Annotated in this window: 17 protein-coding genes; 11 read left to right on the top strand and 6 right to left on the bottom strand. The window is 42.3% G+C overall.

Annotated features, from left to right (window positions below; all coding sequences use genetic code 11):
- The first annotated feature begins 311 nt into the window (after positions 1 to 311).
- The 4 genes from ABM313_RS13495 (at position 312) to clpX (ending at position 4566) form a co-directional block, all read left to right on the top strand.
- Positions 312 to 719 (top strand): FHA domain-containing protein, encoded by a 408-nt coding sequence (locus ABM313_RS13495; protein ID WP_434683722.1) that lies wholly within the window; start codon positions 312 to 314, stop codon positions 717 to 719.
- 217 nt (positions 720 to 936) lie between these two features.
- Entirely contained in the window at positions 937 to 2346 is a 1410-nt protein-coding gene (gene tig / locus ABM313_RS13490) for a trigger factor (RefSeq protein WP_434683721.1), read from the top strand.
- Between the two features lie 175 nt (positions 2347 to 2521).
- Complete coding sequence (gene clpP / locus ABM313_RS13485) at positions 2522 to 3211, top strand: ATP-dependent Clp endopeptidase proteolytic subunit ClpP (protein ID WP_434683720.1); 690 nt, start codon at positions 2522 to 2524, stop codon at positions 3209 to 3211.
- 17 nt (positions 3212 to 3228) lie between these two features.
- Positions 3229 to 4566 carry an ATP-dependent protease ATP-binding subunit ClpX gene (clpX, locus tag ABM313_RS13480; RefSeq protein ID WP_434683719.1) on the top strand — a complete coding sequence of 446 codons (1338 nt, stop codon included), beginning with the start codon at positions 3229 to 3231 and terminating at the stop codon, positions 4564 to 4566.
- A 270-nt stretch (positions 4567 to 4836) separates the two neighbouring features.
- Here the strand turns inward: clpX and ABM313_RS13475 are convergent, their stop codons facing one another.
- Positions 4837 to 9021: a response regulator gene (locus tag ABM313_RS13475; protein ID WP_434683718.1), complete on the bottom strand. Its 4185-nt coding sequence runs from the start codon at positions 9019 to 9021 to the stop codon at positions 4837 to 4839.
- Positions 9022 to 9585: 564 nt separating this feature from the next.
- The gene (locus ABM313_RS13470; RefSeq protein ID WP_434683717.1) at positions 9586 to 10200 is read right to left on the bottom strand and encodes a Yip1 family protein; all 615 of its coding nucleotides are present in this window, start codon (positions 10198 to 10200) and stop codon (positions 9586 to 9588) included.
- 84 nt (positions 10201 to 10284) lie between these two features.
- Here ABM313_RS13470 and aroA point away from each other — a divergent pair, with 84 nt between their 5' ends.
- On the top strand, positions 10285 to 11628 hold the full coding sequence (gene aroA / locus ABM313_RS13465) for a 3-phosphoshikimate 1-carboxyvinyltransferase (protein WP_434683716.1): 1344 nt from the start codon (positions 10285 to 10287) through the stop codon (positions 11626 to 11628).
- Between the two features lie 239 nt (positions 11629 to 11867).
- Here the strand turns inward: aroA and ABM313_RS13460 are convergent, their stop codons facing one another.
- Together ABM313_RS13460 and ABM313_RS13455 are read right to left on the bottom strand one after the other, a co-directional pair.
- Entirely contained in the window at positions 11868 to 12308 is a 441-nt protein-coding gene (locus ABM313_RS13460) for an RrF2 family transcriptional regulator (protein WP_434683715.1), read from the bottom strand.
- A gap of 227 nt (positions 12309 to 12535) precedes the next feature.
- Positions 12536 to 12934 (bottom strand): hypothetical protein, encoded by a 399-nt coding sequence (locus tag ABM313_RS13455; protein ID WP_434683714.1) that lies wholly within the window; start codon positions 12932 to 12934, stop codon positions 12536 to 12538.
- Between the two features lie 22 nt (positions 12935 to 12956).
- Between ABM313_RS13455 and xseA the strand changes: the two genes are divergently transcribed.
- The 6 genes from xseA to ABM313_RS13425 all read left to right on the top strand — a co-directional run bounded on the left by xseA (position 12957) and on the right by ABM313_RS13425 (position 17422).
- Positions 12957 to 14153: an exodeoxyribonuclease VII large subunit gene (gene xseA / locus ABM313_RS13450; protein ID WP_434683713.1), complete on the top strand. Its 1197-nt coding sequence runs from the start codon at positions 12957 to 12959 to the stop codon at positions 14151 to 14153.
- A 12-nt stretch (positions 14154 to 14165) separates the two neighbouring features.
- Complete coding sequence (gene xseB, locus ABM313_RS13445; RefSeq protein ID WP_434683712.1) at positions 14166 to 14387, top strand: exodeoxyribonuclease VII small subunit; 222 nt, start codon at positions 14166 to 14168, stop codon at positions 14385 to 14387.
- A 4-nt stretch (positions 14388 to 14391) separates the two neighbouring features.
- A complete protein-coding gene (locus tag ABM313_RS13440; protein ID WP_434683711.1) occupies positions 14392 to 14541 on the top strand; it encodes a DUF2256 domain-containing protein in 150 nt (49 codons plus the stop codon).
- A gap of 90 nt (positions 14542 to 14631) precedes the next feature.
- On the top strand, positions 14632 to 16452 hold the full coding sequence (locus ABM313_RS13435; protein WP_434683710.1) for a S8 family peptidase: 1821 nt from the start codon (positions 14632 to 14634) through the stop codon (positions 16450 to 16452).
- Positions 16453 to 16518: 66 nt separating this feature from the next.
- Positions 16519 to 16746 (top strand): hypothetical protein, encoded by a 228-nt coding sequence (locus ABM313_RS13430; protein ID WP_434683709.1) that lies wholly within the window; start codon positions 16519 to 16521, stop codon positions 16744 to 16746.
- A gap of 154 nt (positions 16747 to 16900) precedes the next feature.
- A complete protein-coding gene (locus ABM313_RS13425) occupies positions 16901 to 17422 on the top strand; it encodes a hypothetical protein (protein ID WP_434683708.1) in 522 nt (173 codons plus the stop codon).
- Positions 17423 to 17456: 34 nt separating this feature from the next.
- Here the strand turns inward: ABM313_RS13425 and mtnA are convergent, their stop codons facing one another.
- Both mtnA and ABM313_RS13415 read right to left on the bottom strand, forming a co-directional pair.
- The gene (gene mtnA / locus ABM313_RS13420) at positions 17457 to 18548 is read right to left on the bottom strand and encodes an S-methyl-5-thioribose-1-phosphate isomerase (RefSeq protein WP_434683707.1); all 1092 of its coding nucleotides are present in this window, start codon (positions 18546 to 18548) and stop codon (positions 17457 to 17459) included.
- A 73-nt stretch (positions 18549 to 18621) separates the two neighbouring features.
- Positions 18622 to 19014: a hypothetical protein gene (locus ABM313_RS13415; RefSeq protein ID WP_434683706.1), complete on the bottom strand. Its 393-nt coding sequence runs from the start codon at positions 19012 to 19014 to the stop codon at positions 18622 to 18624.
- Between the last annotated feature and the right edge of the window lie 19 nt (positions 19015 to 19033).

The following is a 19033-nucleotide window of genomic DNA, read 5'->3' as shown; positions in this document are numbered from 1 at the left end:
AGTGTCAGCCTTCCTACTTTAACGCGAAGCCATTTGAGTCATGCTTTGCACGCCGCAAATGGTGAAAAACTGTTGATCTGACGTTACTGTAGTGAGAAATTGCCATTATGTTGAGGGACTTGCAGTAAAAAAGAACCGATTTTTGGTGGTGCTGCAAAGTCGTATCACCAAAAATCGGTTTCTTGATTAAATCGCAAAACCATTAATGTCAATGTGAGAAATGTCAATGTTAGACTTTTGACATAAGTGCAAATCCTGTAGCATTTGCGGTCAAACTTTCTACGTCCTGCAAAATTACTGCATTAAAACCCGTGATTACGCTAAACCTGCTGCATCCCATCGAATCTACCCCAATCCAAACATGGAAATTTGACTCTGAGCCTATGATTCGGATTGGGCGATCTGGAGATAATGACGTGATTCTTTATAGCTCTGTTGTTTCTCGCTACCATGTGGAGCTACATCGTCACTCGCTCTATTGGGAAATCGTTAATATTGGGGCAAATGGTACATATATTAATGACCAGCAAATTGACAAGGAGCGAGTGCAGGATGGGGTAATTATTCGTCTTGCAACAACTGGTCCAAAATTACAAATTTTACTAGATGCGTCTGAATCAATGACTCCTTTACCACCTCGTGATGCTGTTACTAGTCCCACATCACCAACTAAGCCAAGCGAAGGTCGCGCTACAGTCATGTCCCGTAAGCTAATGTAACACTGCAATACAAAATAGCTATGCCATAAAGTGCTACTCACCGTCACTTAATTTGGAGCTTTTTGAAATATGCGATCGCCAATATCGTATTATCATAGACTTGGCATAATTTGGCACTTGCTGACAGTTTTGCCAAAAGTTGGCAAAAGTCCAAAAAATGTTTTTTGATTTCTAGATATATACAATCTAGGCATACTTAATCTAGGCATATTTAATAATGAAGGTCACTCTAGAGAAGCTTCCCGCTAGTCAAATTGGTTTTGACATTCAAGTAGAAGGGGCAAAGTCTCAAGCAATATACGATCGCATCGTCAAAGACTTGACGCGCACGATGCAAGTACCTGGTTTCCGCAAAGGCAAAGCGCCCACTCAACTTGTATTGAGACAAGTTGGTAGTCAGCGACTCAAAGCAAATGTTCTCGAAGAATTGCTAGAAAAAACCTTAACCGAAGCCCTTGCTGAGAATAAAGAAGTTAAAGATAAAGCATTGGGCGGCTTTCAACTAATTACCGATATTGAAACTCTTGTCCAAACCTTCACCCCAGGGCAAGAAGTATCCTTTAAAGCAGCAATCGACGTTGAGCCAGAAGTAACTCTCAACAAATATCAAGGCTTCACGGTTAAGGCTGAAGAAATTAAGCCAGATCTTACCGAAGTTGATCGCACATTACACGAATTTCAAGTTCGTAAGGCGACGATCGTGCCGATCGAAGATCGTGCTGTTGCTCTAAATGATGTCGTTACTGTCGATCTCAAAGTCCTTGATCGCACCACTGGTGAAGAATTACCTGACGCGGGCGAAGAGGATTTTCAGTTAGATGTTGATGAAAAAGCATTTATTCCTGAAGTTGTTCGGGCGATCGTCGGTGCAGCGATTGATCAGGTCATTGAAGTTGAGTCAATTTTTCCTGAAGAATATTACCCCGAAGAATATGTCGGCAAGGAAATCAAATATGTCGTCACGATCAAATCGATCAAAGGTCGTGAGCTTCCAGCTCTAGATGATGAGTTTGCTCAATCAATTAGCGACAAACAAACGATCGCCGAATTGCGTGAATTCCTCGAAAAGCGTGTCACCGACGAAGCTGAAGCTAAGACCAAAGCCAACAAGGAACGTGCTGTCCTTGAGGCTCTCACTGCCGAACTCGAAGTTGATTTACCTGTAACCCTCTTGCAGCAAGAACTAGACTTTTTGGTGCGCCAACAAGCTAGCTACTTGCAAGAGCGCATCGATCCTGCGATGGCAAAGCAACTGTTTACCAAGGAATTGGTTGAAGAAATGCGCCGCCTCAATCAACCAGAGGCGGTTAACCGTCTCCGCCGCAAAGTTGCCCTTGATAAAATTGCTGAAGAGGAAAAGCTTGCGGTTGATGAAGCTGCACTCAAAGAAAGAGTTGCTAGCACCTTAGAAGTGCTCAAAGATCCTAATATCGATCCCGCTAGATTAGCTAGCTTGATTCGTGAGGAAATGCGGACTGAGATCGCTGTGGAATGGTTGATCGAGCATTCTGAGATTGAGTTAGTCGAGCAAGGGTCACTCCAACCAGAGCCTGAAGCCCTCGAAACTATCTCTCCAGAGACTGATACAGATGTGGTAACTGTTGAGGCAACATCTGAAGAAGCTTAATTAAAAGTAAGAGGGGTGCTTTGCACCCCTCTTACTTTTAAATTGCGTAGAATAGTATGGCTAGAGACCAATACTATTTTTGAGGCATAATAGCTCTTAAATCTGTATGGCAAAACCTTAGCTTTGCCACTTAAGCTTAGCTAATCAGGTTTTTCCTAGGATATGCATCAAAATTATGGTGAATTCAAAACGAATGTTCCCTTTATCTAGTCAATTAACATCAAATCAATTTGCGATCGCTTCGACCCAAAATCAGGTTGTGCCGATGGTAGTCGAGCAATCAGGTAAAGGCGAGAGAGCATTTGATATTTTCTCGCGCTTACTGCGTGAGCGAATCGTGTTCTTGGGTTCGCAAGTAGATGACACCACATCGAACCTGATTATGTCTCAGCTTTTATTTTTAGAAGCTGAAGATCCTGAAAAGGACATTTATCTTTATATCAACTCCCCTGGTGGCTCAGTCTATGCGGGCATGGCAATTCTTGATACCATGAACCACGTTCGTCCCGATGTTTGTACTATCTGCATGGGGCTGGCGGCTAGCATGGGCGCATTTTTATTAGCGGCTGGTGCTAAGGGCAAGCGCATGTCTTTACCTAATGCACGAATCATGATTCACCAACCTCTTGGTGGCGCTCAAGGTCAGGCAGTTGATATCGAAATTCAAGCAAGGGAAATCTTGTATATTAAGCGATCGCTCAACGAGATGTTAGCTGCTAACACAGGCAAGCCTCTCGAACAGATCGAACAAGATACCGAGCGAGATTTCTTTATGTCGCCTGCGGAAGCTCAACAATATGGTTTAATTGATCGCGTTTTAACCAATTCCAAAAGCCTCCAGCCATCTGTCCTATCCCTAGTCTAGCCACAGCGAGATAGCTTATGCCCAGTAAATATGACTCTCATCTTAAATGTTCCTTCTGTGGTAAGTCACAGGAGCAGGTACGCAAACTCATTGCAGGACCAGGGGTATACATTTGTGATGAGTGCGTGGATTTATGCAACGAAATTCTCGATGAGGAGTTGTTTAACAGTGCTCCGCCTCAATCTACCCAGCGTAAAGATCCTGCTAATGAAAAGCGGAAAACTAAAACTGCGGCAAATCTTAATCTCAGTCAGATCCCTAAGCCCCGCGACATTAAGCGTTATCTTGATGAAAATGTAGTTGGTCAAGACGAAGCCAAAAAAGTTTTGTCTGTCGCCGTCTATAACCACTACAAGCGCCTAAGTTTCATTGAGTCGGCTGGCAAAGGTCAGGTTGAAGATGGGGTTGAACTTCAGAAATCGAACATTTTGCTGATTGGTCCCACAGGTTGTGGGAAGACTCTGTTAGCGCAGACTCTAGCGGAAATGCTAGATGTGCCTTTTGCGGTTGCTGATGCTACGACACTTACTGAGGCGGGCTATGTCGGTGAAGATGTAGAGAATATTTTACTGAGGCTCTTACAGGTTGCTGACCTTGATGTTGAAGAGGCTCAGCGCGGCATTATTTATATTGATGAAATCGATAAAATTGCGCGTAAGGGTGAAAATACTTCGATTACCCGTGATGTTTCGGGTGAAGGTGTTCAACAAGCCTTACTAAAAATGCTCGAAGGTACGATCGCCAACGTACCGCCTCAAGGTGGACGCAAGCATCCTTACCAAGACTGCATTCAGATTGACACCAAAAATATCTTGTTTATTTGCGGTGGTGCTTTTGGTGGTATGGAGAAGCTAATCGAGCAGCGCATTGGCAAGAAGTCGATGGGGTTTGTGCAGCAGGGTGAGTCGATTCCCCGCGAAAAACGTACTGCGGAGATTTTGAAAAACCTACAGCCCGATGATCTAGTCAAGTTTGGGATGATTCCTGAATTTATCGGTCGTGTGCCTGTGACGGCTGTTCTTGATCCGCTTGATGAAAAAGCGTTGATGGCAATTCTGACTGAGCCTCGGAGTGCGTTGATTAAGCAGTACCAAAAACTCTTGAAAATGGATAATGTCCAGCTTGAGTTTCAGTCTGATGCAGTTCAGGCGATCGCTAAGGAAGCCTATCGCCGTAAAACAGGGGCGAGAGCTTTACGCGGTATCGTTGAGCAGTTGATGCTGGACATGATGTATGAGTTGCCTTCTCGTAAGGATGTCACCAAATGTCTAATTACCCGTGACATGGTGGAAAAACTATCGACGGCGGAGATTTTGCAGCATCCTGCCTCAATGCCTAAACCTGAATCAGCATAAACAAAAGGGACTCGCTAAGCGAGTCCCTTTTGTTTATGTATATGTTAATAGTAAAGAAAGCGTTACTATAGCTGTCGCCATGCCTGTTAGGACATAAAAACCAAATAGTGTGAGGCGGCGCAAAGCGCCGCCTTTATTTGGTTTTAAAAATACAAAATGGCTACGCCACTCAAACCCCAAAATAAAAGTAACAGCGCAGAGCGCCGCTACTTTTATTTTGGGGTTTATGTCTTAAGCAAACCTTTTACTGCTGTCGTAGATATGGAGCATTTAAAGAAAATGTTGAATTTGTGTTAAAAGAGATTGCATTTTTTTAAGTATCTCCATCATGTTTGCTTCTTTTTGATTGTGACCAATTAGCTCTAAATCACTAGCGATCACCCCAATTGAAATAATACCTAAGTTGCTAGCTGAACCTTTGATAAAATGCGCCACCCTTGAAATTGCCTGATAGTCATTTGCCGCGATCGCAGCTTCGAGTTGCCCTAAACTCTTAGATGTAGACTCGACAAAAGTTTCGAGAAGTTCAGTTTTAAATTCTTCACTACCATCAGCAATATCGTCAATATATGTCCAGTCAATTAATGGTAATGACTCAGAACTATTGAGATATTGCTTTGGGAGAATAGTATGAATATCTTGCTCAGCAGTTATTGCCACTTCTGAAATTTCAGAAGTAGCGATCACATTCTGAGCATTAATTTTTCTCTCCCATGAAGCTAATTTTTGAGCAAGATCTTCTTTGCGAATCGGTTTACTGAGATAGTCATCCATTCCATAGGCAAGGCAGCGATCGCGATCTTCTTTCATGGCATTAGCAGTCATAGCCAAAATGACAATCTTACTTTTAGCTGAATCTAGTTGCCGAATAGCTGTCGTTGTCTCATATCCATCCATTTCTGGCATCTGGCAATCCATTAAGATAATGTCATAGTGGATGTGCTTGAGTAAATCGAGAACTTCTTTTCCATTTCCTGCCACATCTGCATCATAGCCAAAGCTCCTTAGCTGATGTAAAGCAACTTTTTGGTTGATCGGACTGTCCTCGGCGATCAAAATTTTAAGCTTAGAAATCTTTTTAGGTATATCATCTAACCCTATGAGTGGAGAAATTGGCAGAGCTTTGCGATTAGTCTCTATAGAAACTACTTCCATCAAAATATCGAGTAAGCGTGATTGTTTGACTGGTTTGACAAGGTAAAACTCAAATCCCATTTCTTTAACGCGACTGATGCCACCCCGTTGATTTAGAGAGGTCAGCATAATTAATTTGATATCTTGTAGCGTCGGGTCAGCTTTAATCTTTGCACCTAACATTTCGCCATCAAGGTCAGGCATCTGCATATCTAAAATTGCTAACTGATAACGATCGCCTTCAGCCACTGCGTCTCGTAAAATAGCGATCGCATCTGATGCGGATTGCACTGCATCGACACGCATCTGCCAAGCTGTCAGTTGATAGGTGAGGATTTTGCAATTAGTTTCACTATCATCTACTACTAATACTCGAATATCTTTGAGATTAACTTCTCGACGTGGTGGTCGCTCAGCGATCGCTTCGGGAGTTTGCTTTACAAAGGAAATTCTAAACCAAAACTGTGAACCTCTTCCTTCCTCACTATCGATGCCAATTTCACCTCCCATAAGATCGACTAATTGCTGACAAATTGCTAAACCTAAACCAGTACCACCATATTTACGGTTAGTCGAAGCATCAACTTGAGTGAATGGTTGAAACAGTTTTTTCTGGGCTGTAGGCGATATACCAATACCTGTATCAATTACTCTAAATTCAATTGTTGCGGTGGATTCAGTTTCTGCTTTGAGTGAAACTTTGACGATAACTTCCCCTTTTGACGTAAATTTAATGGCATTACTGACTAGATTCGTTAATACCTGCCTAACCCGTGCAACATCTCCGCATAGATAAATCGGTACATTTTGATGAATTAGTGAGGCTAGTTCTAAACCTTTGGACTGAGCAAGCATAGCTAGCAGATCAGTTACTTCCTCAACGCAAGTGTTCAGGTCAAAACTGATCTCTTCTAATTCCATTTCATTGGCTTCAAGCTTAGAAAAATCCAGAATCTCATTGATTAATGTCAACAGGTTTTCGCCACTGATTCTTACTGTTTCCACAAAATCTTTTTGTAGAGGCGAAAGTTCAGTATCCGCCAGTAAACCTGTCATCCCCAGCACTGCATTCATTGGTGTGCGAATTTCATGACTCATGGTAGCGAGAAAAGAGCTTTTCAGCTTTGTGGCGACTTCAGCTTGATGACGTGCTTCCTCTAAGGCAAGATTTTGTCGTGATAATTGTTCGCGACGTAATGTTTCTTGTTCTAATAGAGTCGCTTGATAGATAGCTATCCCCACTTGAGTTCCTAGCTCTGTTAAGAAGTCAATCTCAAAGCTTCGCCAATGCCTTGTGTTACTACATTGATGTACTACGAGAAGCCCCCATAAGTTTTCCCTTTCGAGAATTGGTACTACTAAGTTCGCCTGCACTTGAAATTGAGCCATCAATTTCTTATAGCAATCGGGCATATCTGAATTAGGGATATCATCATTGATGACTCTGCGACCTTGACGATATTTTTCCCAGAGCCTATGCCGAAAGCAGATGTCTTTAACATCTGTTCCCAATGACGCAATCCAAGGCGGCTCGACTGACTCAACCACAACTGTACCTTCCCATTCTCCATCAAAGCGATATGCTAGAACTCGATCTGCTTTGAGGAATCTGCGAACTTCGTCAACAGTTGTACTTAAAATCTCATTTATATTGAGTGATTGGCGAATTCGTAAAGTAATTTGGGAAAATACTAATGATCGCCAATTCTGCAAACGGACTTCTTCCTCAACTTGTTTGCGATCAGTGATATCCAATCCTGTAGCAATAATAAAATCAATTTTATTATCTGAACTTAGTAGAGATGTGGTTGACCATGAAATTAAACGACGTTCCCCATGCTTAGTTATCCAATAGCTCTCATAGGAGGTTGATGAGTTTTGAGGAACCACTTTAGCAAGATTTTTACAAACTAATGGAATATCTTCAGGTAATAAAAAAATCTTCCAAAAGTTCTGATTATGTACTTCTTCATAATAATAACCAGTCACCCGTTCACATTCTCGATTAAATCGGATGATTTTACCTTCTGGATCTAATACAATCACCAATGTTGCAGCCGTATCCAATACAGCAACTGTAAAATCCCGCTCTTGTTTTAGGCTATTAGCTAACTTGCGACGGACGGTTACTTCATGTCTTACAAAATAAAATAATAATGCTAATACAATTAGAGTAGATAAGAGTGTAATTAAAGAAAGATCTACAGCCTTAACTAAAGAATCTTGACGTTTCTGTAACCACTGCGTTAAGTTGCTTGTTTCTAGTGTGATCAGCTCTCCTAACTGAACTTCGGCAAGATCTAGATAGTTTTGATTATTTAGATCCTTTATTTTTTTCTGGGTCGCGCTGATGCCAGCAGTTTGATAGAGCAACAAAATTTGGCGAGAGTCACTCATTTCTTTGTTAATGTGTTGAACTAGCAGAAGCAGCGTATTTTTATAGCGATCGCTCTTTTGTTGGTCATACAGATGACTACTATTATCTAAGGATAGCTTCTGGAGAAATTGTAAATCTTGCTCCAACTGCAAAGTTAAAACCTCATATTTGTCCAAACTCTCTGGAGTATTAGATAGTAGATAATTCATCATTGCAACCTTTAACTCGCGTAAACGATTAAGCGGTTGATTAATTTTTTCTAAAGTTTCGCGTTGTTGTAGAATTGCGCTGTTGATATCTCTTACGCTACGCAAATTGACAAAGGAAATTACGCCCATACTAATGACCATTGTTGCGGCTAGGCTCATCCAAAAGGCAATTTTTTTAAGAAAGTTTCCTTTTTCTTGGGAATCTTTATTTTTTATGGGGATAGCTAAGCGATTGACTTCAGTTAAGCTACGACGAGTTTCAATAATGTATGCAGTCTGATTACCTAGTGACTTAAGTGCAGCAAGTTGCTCTTGTGTGAGTTCTCTAGGTTGATAATCAAGTACACATAAGCTTCCTAGGGTATAGCCTTCCACAGTTTTAAGGGGAACGCCTGCATAAAAGCGAATATTTGGAGTATGGGTAACTAAGGGATTATCCGCAAATCTCTCATCATTGAGAGTGTCAGTAACTATAAAAATCCCATCTTGAAGAATTGCATGAGCGCAAAAAGAGACTCTTCTTGGTGTTTCTGTTCCCTCCATCCCAACCTTGGATTTAAACCATTGCCGATCTTTGTCTACTAAACTTACTAAGGCGATCGGGGTTTGACAAATATGAGCAGCCAATCGGGTGATATCGTCAAAGCCTTGCTCTGACTCAGTGTCTAGGATATTGCACTGATGTAGAGCAGCAACTCTTTCCAGTTCATTTGGTGGTTCTTGAGCAGGAATCATGTAGGTTTTAGTTTGGGATATGATTCTCCCAATTAAGGTTTTTCAATTAGATGTTTTTCGTTAATCCCCGTTTAACAAACTTTAATGGCGTTTTGCAAATGAGTACGCATTCATCTGCAAAACAAAAAACAATCACAGTAAAGGTTTTGACTTTTAATTTTGCTTGAGATAAAGCTAGAAGTGTATATCTAAATATAGCAATCTTCCCAATGATTTGGAAGAAAGGCGAGGGCTTAAGTATAGCTATAGTCACCTGTATCAGGACAAATCAAAAACCAAATAGTGTGAGGTGGCGCGAAGCGCCGCCTCACACTATTTGGTTTTTATGTCCTAACAAAAATGACGGCAGCTATAAATGCACAAATTATTTGTACTTGCATATAAACATTCAGAGATCTGAACATATAGCAATACAAGTTTTGTTTAGGACTTAAAATCCAAAAGAGTAATGGTAGCGCTTTGCGCTGCCATTACTCTTTTGGATTTTTAAGCTTTTTGGTGGTGTGGCTTTGCCGCACCATCAAAAAGCAATTCATTATTTTTTAGCTGGCTGAAGATTGCTTGCTACAGACTAATACTTAGTATCAACTTTAAAGTATTGCCTAACCAAATTAGGGTAACGATACCGCCAAATATTGCTAGGGGTACGATCGCTAAAGTTTTCCAGATTTTAATTTCTAATGCTACTGACGCACTCCATATTTGCCAGATGATAAACCAGATCATCACTGAAATTGCTGCGAGGAAACGTAATCGTGGCGGTAAACTCAATGCAGGAGCCATAAATAGCCAAGGTAAACTAGCAAAACCTGTGAGGGTAAGCAATTTATCCATCTCGACATTTTTTTGAAAAACATTCGCCAACTGTTTGAGTAGAAAAGTGAAAAATAACCAACCAATAATTCCGCTAATCACTGACCAGATGATTCTATAACTTACAAATTGGTCAAGACGGAAGGTTTCTAGAATATTTACTAAAGCTATGACGATCGCTGCTTGGACAAAGCTAGGATTTGCCTTGAGTTGTTCAAAAGTCACTTGTGGTAAAAACAGCGTCCCATAGAGGCGATCAAGAAAATTTCCCAGTGTTTGCGGCGGTTGAGGTGGTGTGTCCCTGTCAGGGATAATATCTGTGGCGATCGCATTTAAATCAGCAGAATTTGGCTCAGTGGGATTCATAAAAAGCTAGTGGTGACGTTGATATAAGTCTAAATTTGCCGTGATTTTGTCTTAATCTAATACTAATTGCTAACTGACTCTAACATGATTGACCTCGACACTACTCAAACTCATCATCTCCTCAACATTGATGCAAGCCAATTGCCACAAGGTTTACAAGGAAGAATCACGATCCCTGGAGACAAGTCAATTTCGCATCGAGCGTTAATGCTTGGCTCACTAGCGGAGGGTGAGACAACGATTCGAGGTTTACTGCTAGGCGAAGATCCGCGTAGTACAGCAGCTTGTTTCTCGGCGATGGGGGCGGAAATTTCTGAACTTAACTCGGAATTGGTAACAGTGAAGGGAATCGGTTTGGGAAATCTTAAGGAGCCTCTAGATGTCTTAAATGCTGGTAATTCGGGAACGACATTACGTTTGATGTTAGGGATTCTTGCCAGTCACCCCGATCGCTTTTTTACGGTCACGGGTGATCACTCCTTGCGATCGCGCCCTATGTCTCGTGTCGTCAATCCTTTACGTCAAATGGGAGCAAATATCTGGGGGCGGGAGAATGGAGCGAGAGCACCGCTAGCGATTTCAGGACAAAATCTCAAAGCAATTCACTATCAGTCACCTGTAGCTTCGGCACAGGTCAAGTCCTGTATTATGCTGGCAGGATTAATGACTGATGGGGAAACGATTATCACGGAACCAGAAAGATCTCGTGATCATAGTGAAAGAATGCTAGCTGCTTTCGGAGCAAAAGTGAGCCTTGATATTGATACGAATACAGTCGGCATTAAGGGAGGGGCAAAACTGGTTGGTCAGGAGGTGACTGTCCCTGGGGATATTAGCTCAGCAGCATTTTGGTTAGTAGCTGCGTCCATCGTTCCCAATTCTGATTTGGTAATTGAGAATGTCGGCATTAATCCAACCCGTACAGGTATCCTCGAAGTTCTTGCTGAGATGGGTGCAGATATTATCTATGAGAATCAACGGGAAGTTACAGGTGAACCTGTTGCTGATTTGAGAGTGCGCTCTGCTAATCTCAAGGCTTGTCGAATTGGTGGTGCGGTAATTCCGCGACTCATTGATGAGATTCCGATTTTAGCGATCGCAGCTAGTTGTGCAGAAGGAACTACGACAATCGAAGATGCTGCTGAACTGCGTGTCAAGGAGAGCGATCGCATTGTTGCTATGGTTAAAGAAATGACAAAAATGGGTGCAAATGTTACGGAACTTCCAGATGGTATGTCGATTGTCGGTGGTAAATCTTTGGTAGGTGCTGAAGTTGACAGCTATAACGATCATCGAGTCGCGATGAGTCTGGCGATCGCGGCTTTAGTAGCTAAAGGTAAAACCTCTATAAATCGTGCCGAGTCTGCTGCTATTTCTTATCCATCGTTTATTCCTACCTTACAAAGTTTGTATACACAATCAGAATAAATCACTGATGTTACGTGGAAGCATACAAGACCCTCACCCCTAGCCCCTTTCCCAAAAGGGGAGAGGGGAACAAGAAATTAGTCTTTCTCCCCCTCTCCCTTAATGGGAGAGGGGGGTGGGGGGGTGAGGGTTCCACGTGACATCAGTAAATCAAATCCAGATTTTTGATACAAGCCCCTCTTTGCGGGGCTTGTATCAAAAATCTGGGTTTAAGCGGCGCGAAGCGCCGCCCTTACTATTTAGATGTAATACATGGTTGTCGCAATTTGACGCTGACGTTGCCGATCACATAAATCCTTGAGCGTACAGCCGTCTAATACATTAGAAGCCGCCTTTTGAGCAGTTTCCCATACTTCATGGATTACGGAAAGAGATGCGCTGTCGTTACCTGACTTACTACTTTTTTCAGCGATCGGGTCATATCCTTCGATACCTCGAATAATCTCTAGTAAGCTAATCTCCCAAGGTTCTCTAGCAAGGATATAGCCACCTTTAGCTCCACGCTGACTCTTAACCAAGCCTTGACGCTTTAAAGTTGCAAGCAACTGCTCTAAATAGCGATCAGGAATATTTTGTTGGTTCGCAATCTGACGAATCTGGAGAGGCTGATCGATCGCAAAATGATTAGCTAGCTCAAGCATAGCCAAAATTGCATATTCACTCTTTAAAGAAAGTTCCACAACAGACCGTAATTCTTATTTAAAGATATTTTTCTTAACTGCATTCTATGATACTACGGTATGTCACTGTAAATTTAGAGCAAATATATTATACCAATTCCAAAAATGGCAACGCCATTTTTGGAATCTTAAAACCCTACTGGGTTTGTTTTTTAATTCACTGAAGTGTTGGCTCACTTCAGTGAATTGGTATTAAATAGGAGTGGCAGCGCGAAGCGCCGCCACTCCTATTTAACTACTGGCTGAATATAGAGTCTATTAGCCCTTACATAACATACATCTTCTATATTTCTGCCTCTTACGGGCATCCAAGGTCTACCATTTTCATCTAAAGGATTAACCAATACTTCATCAGAGCCGCCACGATAGATTTCTACTTCTAAAACAGCATTTGTCAAATAAGTGCGGACGATAGGACTTTTTAAACTAGCCGATCGCCGACAATTTAGCCCGTTAGCTGCAATAACCCGCCACAATGAACCTGCTACACGAGAGTAAGCAGATTTTACAGGTGCTTCATTGCTGTAGTAATTACCCTGTTGATCAGTCGTCTGCGCTTGAACTGCCAATGGCAAGACTGAGAGTAGCAGCATAGAATAGGTCAGAGTGTGGAAAAAAGTATTCATAGGGCGGATTGCAGCAGGATTTATGATGTCTAAAGAAGCGATGACTGTATCAAATTTGACGCAAGCAATTACGCTTTTGTTGCGTGAAGAAATAGGGATTGTGCGCGTGACGGGGGAAATTTCTGGTTTCACAACCGCAGCCTCTGGACATCGATATTTTACGATCAAAGATGAGTCAGCTCAGATCGATTGTGTGATGTGGGCTAGCCGTACCCTAGCTTTTCGTCCTAAAAGTGGAATGCAAGTTGTTGTCCAAGGTCGCATAACGGTTTATGCAACCCGTGGTAAATATCAGATCGATTGCGATCGCATGACTGCCGCAGGACAAGGTGATTTATATCTAGCCTTTGCGGCGATGAAGGAAAATCTAGCGGAACGCGGATATTTTGATCCAGAACGTAAACGAGAGATTCCTGCTTTTCCTTTGAAAATTGGGGTGGTCACGTCACCGACAGGCGCTGTGATTCAAGATATTCTCAGTACGCTAAAGCGGCGATCGCCCCATTGTGAAATTTATTTATGCCCAGCAACCGTCCAAGGTGAGACGGCTCCTGAGGAGATCGCATCAGCGATCGTCGCTTTGCAAAATACCGATGCTGATGTGTTGATTGTTGGGCGTGGTGGTGGCTCGATTGAGGATCTTTGGGCTTTTAATACAGGGCAAGTTGCCGAGGCAATTTATCATTCGCGGATTCCTGTTATTTCTGCGGTTGGGCATGAAACTGACTTTACGATCGCTGATTTTGTTGCGGATTTACGCGCAGCCACACCAACGGCAGCAGCGGAACTAGTGACTCAATGCGATCGCGAAACCCTATGGCAACAGCTCACCGCTTGGGAGAATCGCCTAAATCGTGTTGTTCAATTAGAAATGCAGAATTATGATCAACGACTGAATGCACTCATCAATAGTTATGCGTTTCAAAATTTTGGCGATCGCTTGCATGATCGCGCTCAACAATTAGACGAAGCTGAGCAAACTATGCAAAAGGCTCTTGTTCGTCATTTGCGTCAATCCACTAATAAACTTGAAAGCATCACGGCTCATTTGCGATCGCTACATCCCCTATCACCATTACAGCGTGGTTTTGCTTTGTTGCGATCAGGTGATCGCTTGCTTAGCAATGATGATTCACTTGCTGAATTTGATACAGTGGAAATTGTGCGGCGATCGGAAATTGCCCAAGCCAAGATTGAACAAGTATCTGATAAAAAGTAACTGATAAAGTGTATGACCAACCTAAATAAATCGCCAAAGAAACTACCAGAGCTAAGCTTTGAAGAACAGATGCAGCGTCTTGAAGAAATAGTGGAAATTCTCGATGATGGGGAAGTTGCTCTAGATGAAATGTTGTCTCTCTATGAAGAAGGGATGAAGAGATCGCAATATTGCCGTGAATATCTAGAAAAAGCTGAACAGAAAGTTACCCTAATTCAAAGTCAAAATTCATAGAAATATGGCTCATAAAGGCAATAAATCTTTTTTACCTAGCAAAGACTGTATAGTTTGCGGCAAGCCCTTTACATGGCGTAAAAAATGGGAAAGGTGCTGGGACGAAGTTAAATATTGTAGCGATCGCTGTCGGAAGCAAAAAGGGAATAGTTAAAATAAAATATATAAGACAGGTGACGCAAAGTGTCGCCTGTCTTATATATCTAAAAAGCTATCGAGGACTGGAGATTAATGGCTTAGGATTATGAAAAAATTTCTGCTCACATGCTTGTTTTTTGCAGGCTTATTTTGGGCGCTCTCGACCTATCAAGGTTTAGCAGTCCAAGGCAAATATGACTCAATGGTGCTGAACTTTCGTAATGACTTGTCATCGGAACAAGTTGATCGTGAACTGAAGGCGATCTCCTCAAAATACGGAATTGAGCCAAAATTCAATAGTCCCTTCTCTAAGTCTAGCCGTCTTTACATCGTTAAAGGAGATGCTCAAGTCCTCGACAAGCTCAAACAGTCAGAAGAACTTCGCAACTTGACTGAATATGTCGAAGCTAATTATGTCTATTCGATGGACTTTATTGGTGGTGGCACAACTCCCAATGATCCGATGTACAAGGAGCAATGGAACTTAAAAGCGATCGAAATAGAAAAAGCTTGGCAAAAGACCAAGGGCAAAGGTATCACAGTTGCTGTCATCGATACGGGTGTGAGCAAAGTCGATGATCTCAAAAATACTAATTTTGTCAAGGGTTATGACTTTGTAAACGATCGCGAAGATGCCAGCGATGATAATGGACATGGAACCCATGTTGCGGGAACGATCGCCCAATCGACAAATAATAATTTTGGTGTAGCTGGCATTGCCTACGAAGCTAGCATCATGCCCCTCAAAGTTTTGTCAGCGTCAGGAGGTGGCACAATTTCGGATATTGCTGAAGCGATTATCTTTGCCGCAGACAATGGCGCAAATGTGATCAATATGAGTCTTGGTGGTGGTGGCGAAAGCAAGCTGATGCAGGAAGCGATCGACTATGCCTACAAAAAAGGTGTGGTGATCGTTGCGGCAGCAGGCAATTCCAATCGTAATGCTGCTTTTTACCCAGCCCGCTATCCTAAGGTAATTGCGGTATCCGCCACAGGTTCTACTGGCGAAAAAGCACCCTATTCTAACTATGGTGCGGGTATTGATGTTGCGGCTCCTGGAGGCGCGATCGCAAGGGGTAAAAACGGCGAAAAGGGAGATAATTCTGGCGGTATTTTGCAAAATACGATTGATCCCAGAACCAAGCAATCTGTATTTAGTTCTTTCCAAGGAACCAGCATGGCAGCCCCTCATGTGTCTGGTGTCGTGGCTTTGATCGAAGCATCAGGCGTGAAAGATCCTGAAAAGGTTTTGCAAGTTCTCAAACAGTCTTCACGTAAAGTCACTGACGATACTTTGAACTATTACGGAGCAGGGCATTTGAATGCGGCATCCGCCGTAAATATCGCTTCTCAAGGGCAATTAGGAATTCCTGATTTCTTAAGATGGGCGCGAGACAATGGATACTTGAGTCCACGTTTTTGGATTGATGGTGGAGCGATCGCTCTAATTCCTAAACTAATTATGGTGATTGGCTCCTATCTATTGGCGTGGCTACTTAATCGCTGGTTCCCTTTCCGTTGGAATTGGTCATTTTCCAATGGAGTCTTCTTTGGTGGCGCAGGTTTATTCTTTTTACGTGGCTTCTATTTATTTGACATTACTCAACTTCCTTTCCGTGTAGCGGGAAGTTCTTTACCTGAATTAGGGAATGCTTTCTCTAATACCAATGCACTTAATCCGATTACTGCAAGTGTATTACTGCCCCTAGGCTTATTGCTGATTCTGCTCGGACATCCCCAATGGAAGTGGTTTGCGATCGGTTCAGCGATTGGTACTTCTGCTTGCTTAGCAACTAGTGCAGTACTTGCGCCACAGATGATGTGGATTGGTGATGGGATACCTGCGATCGCATTTCTCAGTGTTAACTCGTTACTTTGTTTTGGGTTTGCCTATCTATCGATTAAATCAGAAACTTCTAGCATATAAACCTAAAGTGGGTGGCAAAGCCACCCACTTTAGGTTTTGGCTTTGGGAAATTACTACAGAGAATATATGAATATCCAGATTATCGGAACCGTAGAATATATCGATATTGGTACAGGAACTTGGGCGATCGCAACTGACACTGATGAGCAGTATGAGATTTGGCAACCAGCACCTGAAGCGATTTTGCAAGAAGGATTAAAAGTAAAGGTTACAGCTAAAGTCCGAGATGATGTATTTACAATGGCAGCGATCGGCGAAGTTATCGAAATTGAAGATTTCCAAAGATTAGGATAAATACAGATTGAAATCATCTATTCTAAGTAGCTAGGTGCAATTAAATATAGAACTCAAAACCTGTGGTACAGGCTGCGTGTGCGCTACAGGTTCTGGCTCTGGCTTTTAATTATGCCCAGATACTTATCCTACAAACAGTTTTTGTGAGGTTCTCATGTCATACAGCAAGGATCACAATCAGCATCAGCCTTACAGGAACTTGGGCATATTAGGAGCGATCGCCACATTGACCATGACGCTCTCAGTGATCGCGAGTTTAGAGACATTTCAACCTTGGCAATCGGTTTATGCTTCTGAAAATGCAACTGTTTCTACAAAGCTAAAGCAGTCTGATAGCAAGGTTGTTAAAATTGCGGGAACTTATAAGACTGTCTTTACACCTCAATTCTTGGTTGAGGCAAAAAAACAGGGTTTAGCATCAATTTCAGGACAATGGATTATCAAGCCCAATGGTGCATTTGAAGCATTTGTTAATGCTACTTCTACAAATGGTAAAAAGGAAACAATTAAAACAACAGGCAAAGTATCCATCAAAAATGGAAAAGTAGTGTCACAAGTAGAAACTGTTAATGGCAAAAAAGCAAGCCCCCTTCCTCCTACGCAGTCCTATACATTATTAACCGATGGCAAGACCTTACAAGCTGATGACCAACCTGTAAAACTTGTAAAGCAATAAAATCTAAGATAGAGACGGCTCAGCCGTCTCTATCTTAGGGAATCAGATCAAGAAACATCCCCGCGATCGCTGTTTCCGCAGCTTCACAAATACCCCGCTCAGTAATCAAGCCAGTTACCAATCTTGCAGGCGTAATATCGAATCCATAGTTTAAGGCTGAAGTTTCCAATGGAGCGACTCTCACTTTGCCAATATCGCCATTCTCCTGTAAGCCTTGCATATAAAGAACTTCGTCAGCACTACGAGTCTCGATCGCAATCTCTTTGACCCCATCCGATATTTGCATATCAAATGTGGAACTTGGTAAAGCTACATAAAAGGGAACATGATTATCAAAGGCAGCTAGAGCCTTGAGATATGTACCAATTTTATTAGCTACATCGCCGCTACGGGTAGTGCGATCGGTTCCGACAATGCAAAGATCGACCTTGCCATACTGCATTAACAATCCCCCTGTATTGTCCGCAATCAGCGTATGGGGAATCTTGGATTGTCCGAGTTCCCATGCGGTTAGATTAGCGCCTTGATTGCGTGGACGAGTTTCATCAACCCACACATGAATATTAATTCCCCGATCGCTGGCTTCATAAATTGGTGCTAAGGCACTGCCGCGATCAACGATCGCTAACCATCCTGCGTTGCAATGGGTCAAGATATTCACAGGTTCGCCCTTGGGCTTAGTCTTGGCGATCGCCTCAATCAGTTCACAGCCAAATTTACCAATATTTCTTGTACCAACCACATCTTCATCGGCAATGGCGATCGCTTCTTTGAGTGCAAGTTCTACTAAGTCTTGCTTTTGTTTTGCTGATTTTTCTAATACTGCAATCATGCGATCGACAGCCCACATCAAGTTTACAGCCGTTGGACGGGCGCGACGAATCACGGCTGAGAGAGCTTTGATCTTTTCTAAATCACCATTACTTTCGCGAGCCGCTAAGTACACGCCGAAAGCTGCCACATTACCAATTACGCCTGCACCACGCACAGTCATATCCTGAATTGCGAGGGTTGCATCGGTACTAGTTTTTAAAGTCTTAGTCACCAAACAAAAGGGAAGTTGTGTCTGGTCAATCACCACCAGATCGCCATCTTCTAACCAAAATGCTTTGTAGGTAGAATTCATAGTTTTTCTCAGTCATCCTCGGACAATAGCCTTATCTTTTCTCAATCATGCTCTAATATCAACTCTCAAAAGTTTAAATTACTTGAAACTTAGGATTATTTTTAAGAGAAGTCGCATCAAAACAATAAGCCCACTGTAAAAACTGATCATCAAGTAGTTCAACGTGGGGATCGATTAGTAAAGCTAAATAATTGCCTTGTTGCTTGATTACTACGGCTGTATATTCCTTGCCATAAATTACAGCATAGCTAAAGTTCTCTACAGGTAAAGAAGCCACTAACAATGACTTTAGCCCCAGTGCTTGGAAAATTGGCTGTACCCAAATGATGCTTTTACTACCATCTACTAGAGTGTAGTATTCCTTGGGAAGCCCACTTAAATCAAAAGTTGCGGCTCCTAAAGTATAAGCTTCAAATTTAGTTTCTTCTATGGCTGTCATAGTTGTTGGTGAGAGAGCGCGACTCATTTCTTTGATTAAGGCTGAG

The organism is Pseudanabaena minima str. Chao 2107 (assembly GCF_051131155.1).
Classification (GTDB): domain Bacteria; phylum Cyanobacteriota; class Cyanobacteriia; order Pseudanabaenales; family Pseudanabaenaceae; genus Pseudanabaena; species Pseudanabaena minima.
Note: the sequence above shows the minus strand (reverse complement) of the source record. Positions and strands in the feature narration are given on the sequence as shown.

What these genes read in the sequence shown, in the direction of transcription:
- ABM313_RS13470 (WP_434683717.1), bottom strand. Translation starts at nt 10,200, where the DNA reads ATGAATCCCACTGAGCCAAATTCTGCTGATTTAAATGCGATCGCCACA.
- xseB (WP_434683712.1), top strand. Translation starts at nt 14,166, where the DNA reads ATGACCAACCTAAATAAATCGCCAAAGAAACTACCAGAGCTAAGCTTT.
- xseA (WP_434683713.1), top strand. Translation starts at nt 12,957, where the DNA reads ATGATGTCTAAAGAAGCGATGACTGTATCAAATTTGACGCAAGCAATT.
- ABM313_RS13475 (WP_434683718.1), bottom strand. Translation starts at nt 9,021, where the DNA reads ATGATTCCTGCTCAAGAACCACCAAATGAACTGGAAAGAGTTGCTGCT.
- clpX (WP_434683719.1), top strand. Translation starts at nt 3,229, where the DNA reads ATGCCCAGTAAATATGACTCTCATCTTAAATGTTCCTTCTGTGGTAAG.
- tig (WP_434683721.1), top strand. Translation starts at nt 937, where the DNA reads ATGAAGGTCACTCTAGAGAAGCTTCCCGCTAGTCAAATTGGTTTTGAC.
- ABM313_RS13425 (WP_434683708.1), top strand. Translation starts at nt 16,901, where the DNA reads ATGTCATACAGCAAGGATCACAATCAGCATCAGCCTTACAGGAACTTG.
- ABM313_RS13455 (WP_434683714.1), bottom strand. Translation starts at nt 12,934, where the DNA reads ATGAATACTTTTTTCCACACTCTGACCTATTCTATGCTGCTACTCTCA.
- ABM313_RS13435 (WP_434683710.1), top strand. Translation starts at nt 14,632, where the DNA reads ATGAAAAAATTTCTGCTCACATGCTTGTTTTTTGCAGGCTTATTTTGG.
- ABM313_RS13415 (WP_434683706.1), bottom strand. Translation starts at nt 19,014, where the DNA reads ATGAGTCGCGCTCTCTCACCAACAACTATGACAGCCATAGAAGAAACT.
- mtnA (WP_434683707.1), bottom strand. Translation starts at nt 18,548, where the DNA reads ATGAATTCTACCTACAAAGCATTTTGGTTAGAAGATGGCGATCTGGTG.
- ABM313_RS13440 (WP_434683711.1), top strand. Translation starts at nt 14,392, where the DNA reads ATGGCTCATAAAGGCAATAAATCTTTTTTACCTAGCAAAGACTGTATA.
- aroA (WP_434683716.1), top strand. Translation starts at nt 10,285, where the DNA reads ATGATTGACCTCGACACTACTCAAACTCATCATCTCCTCAACATTGAT.
- ABM313_RS13430 (WP_434683709.1), top strand. Translation starts at nt 16,519, where the DNA reads ATGAATATCCAGATTATCGGAACCGTAGAATATATCGATATTGGTACA.
- clpP (WP_434683720.1), top strand. Translation starts at nt 2,522, where the DNA reads ATGGTGAATTCAAAACGAATGTTCCCTTTATCTAGTCAATTAACATCA.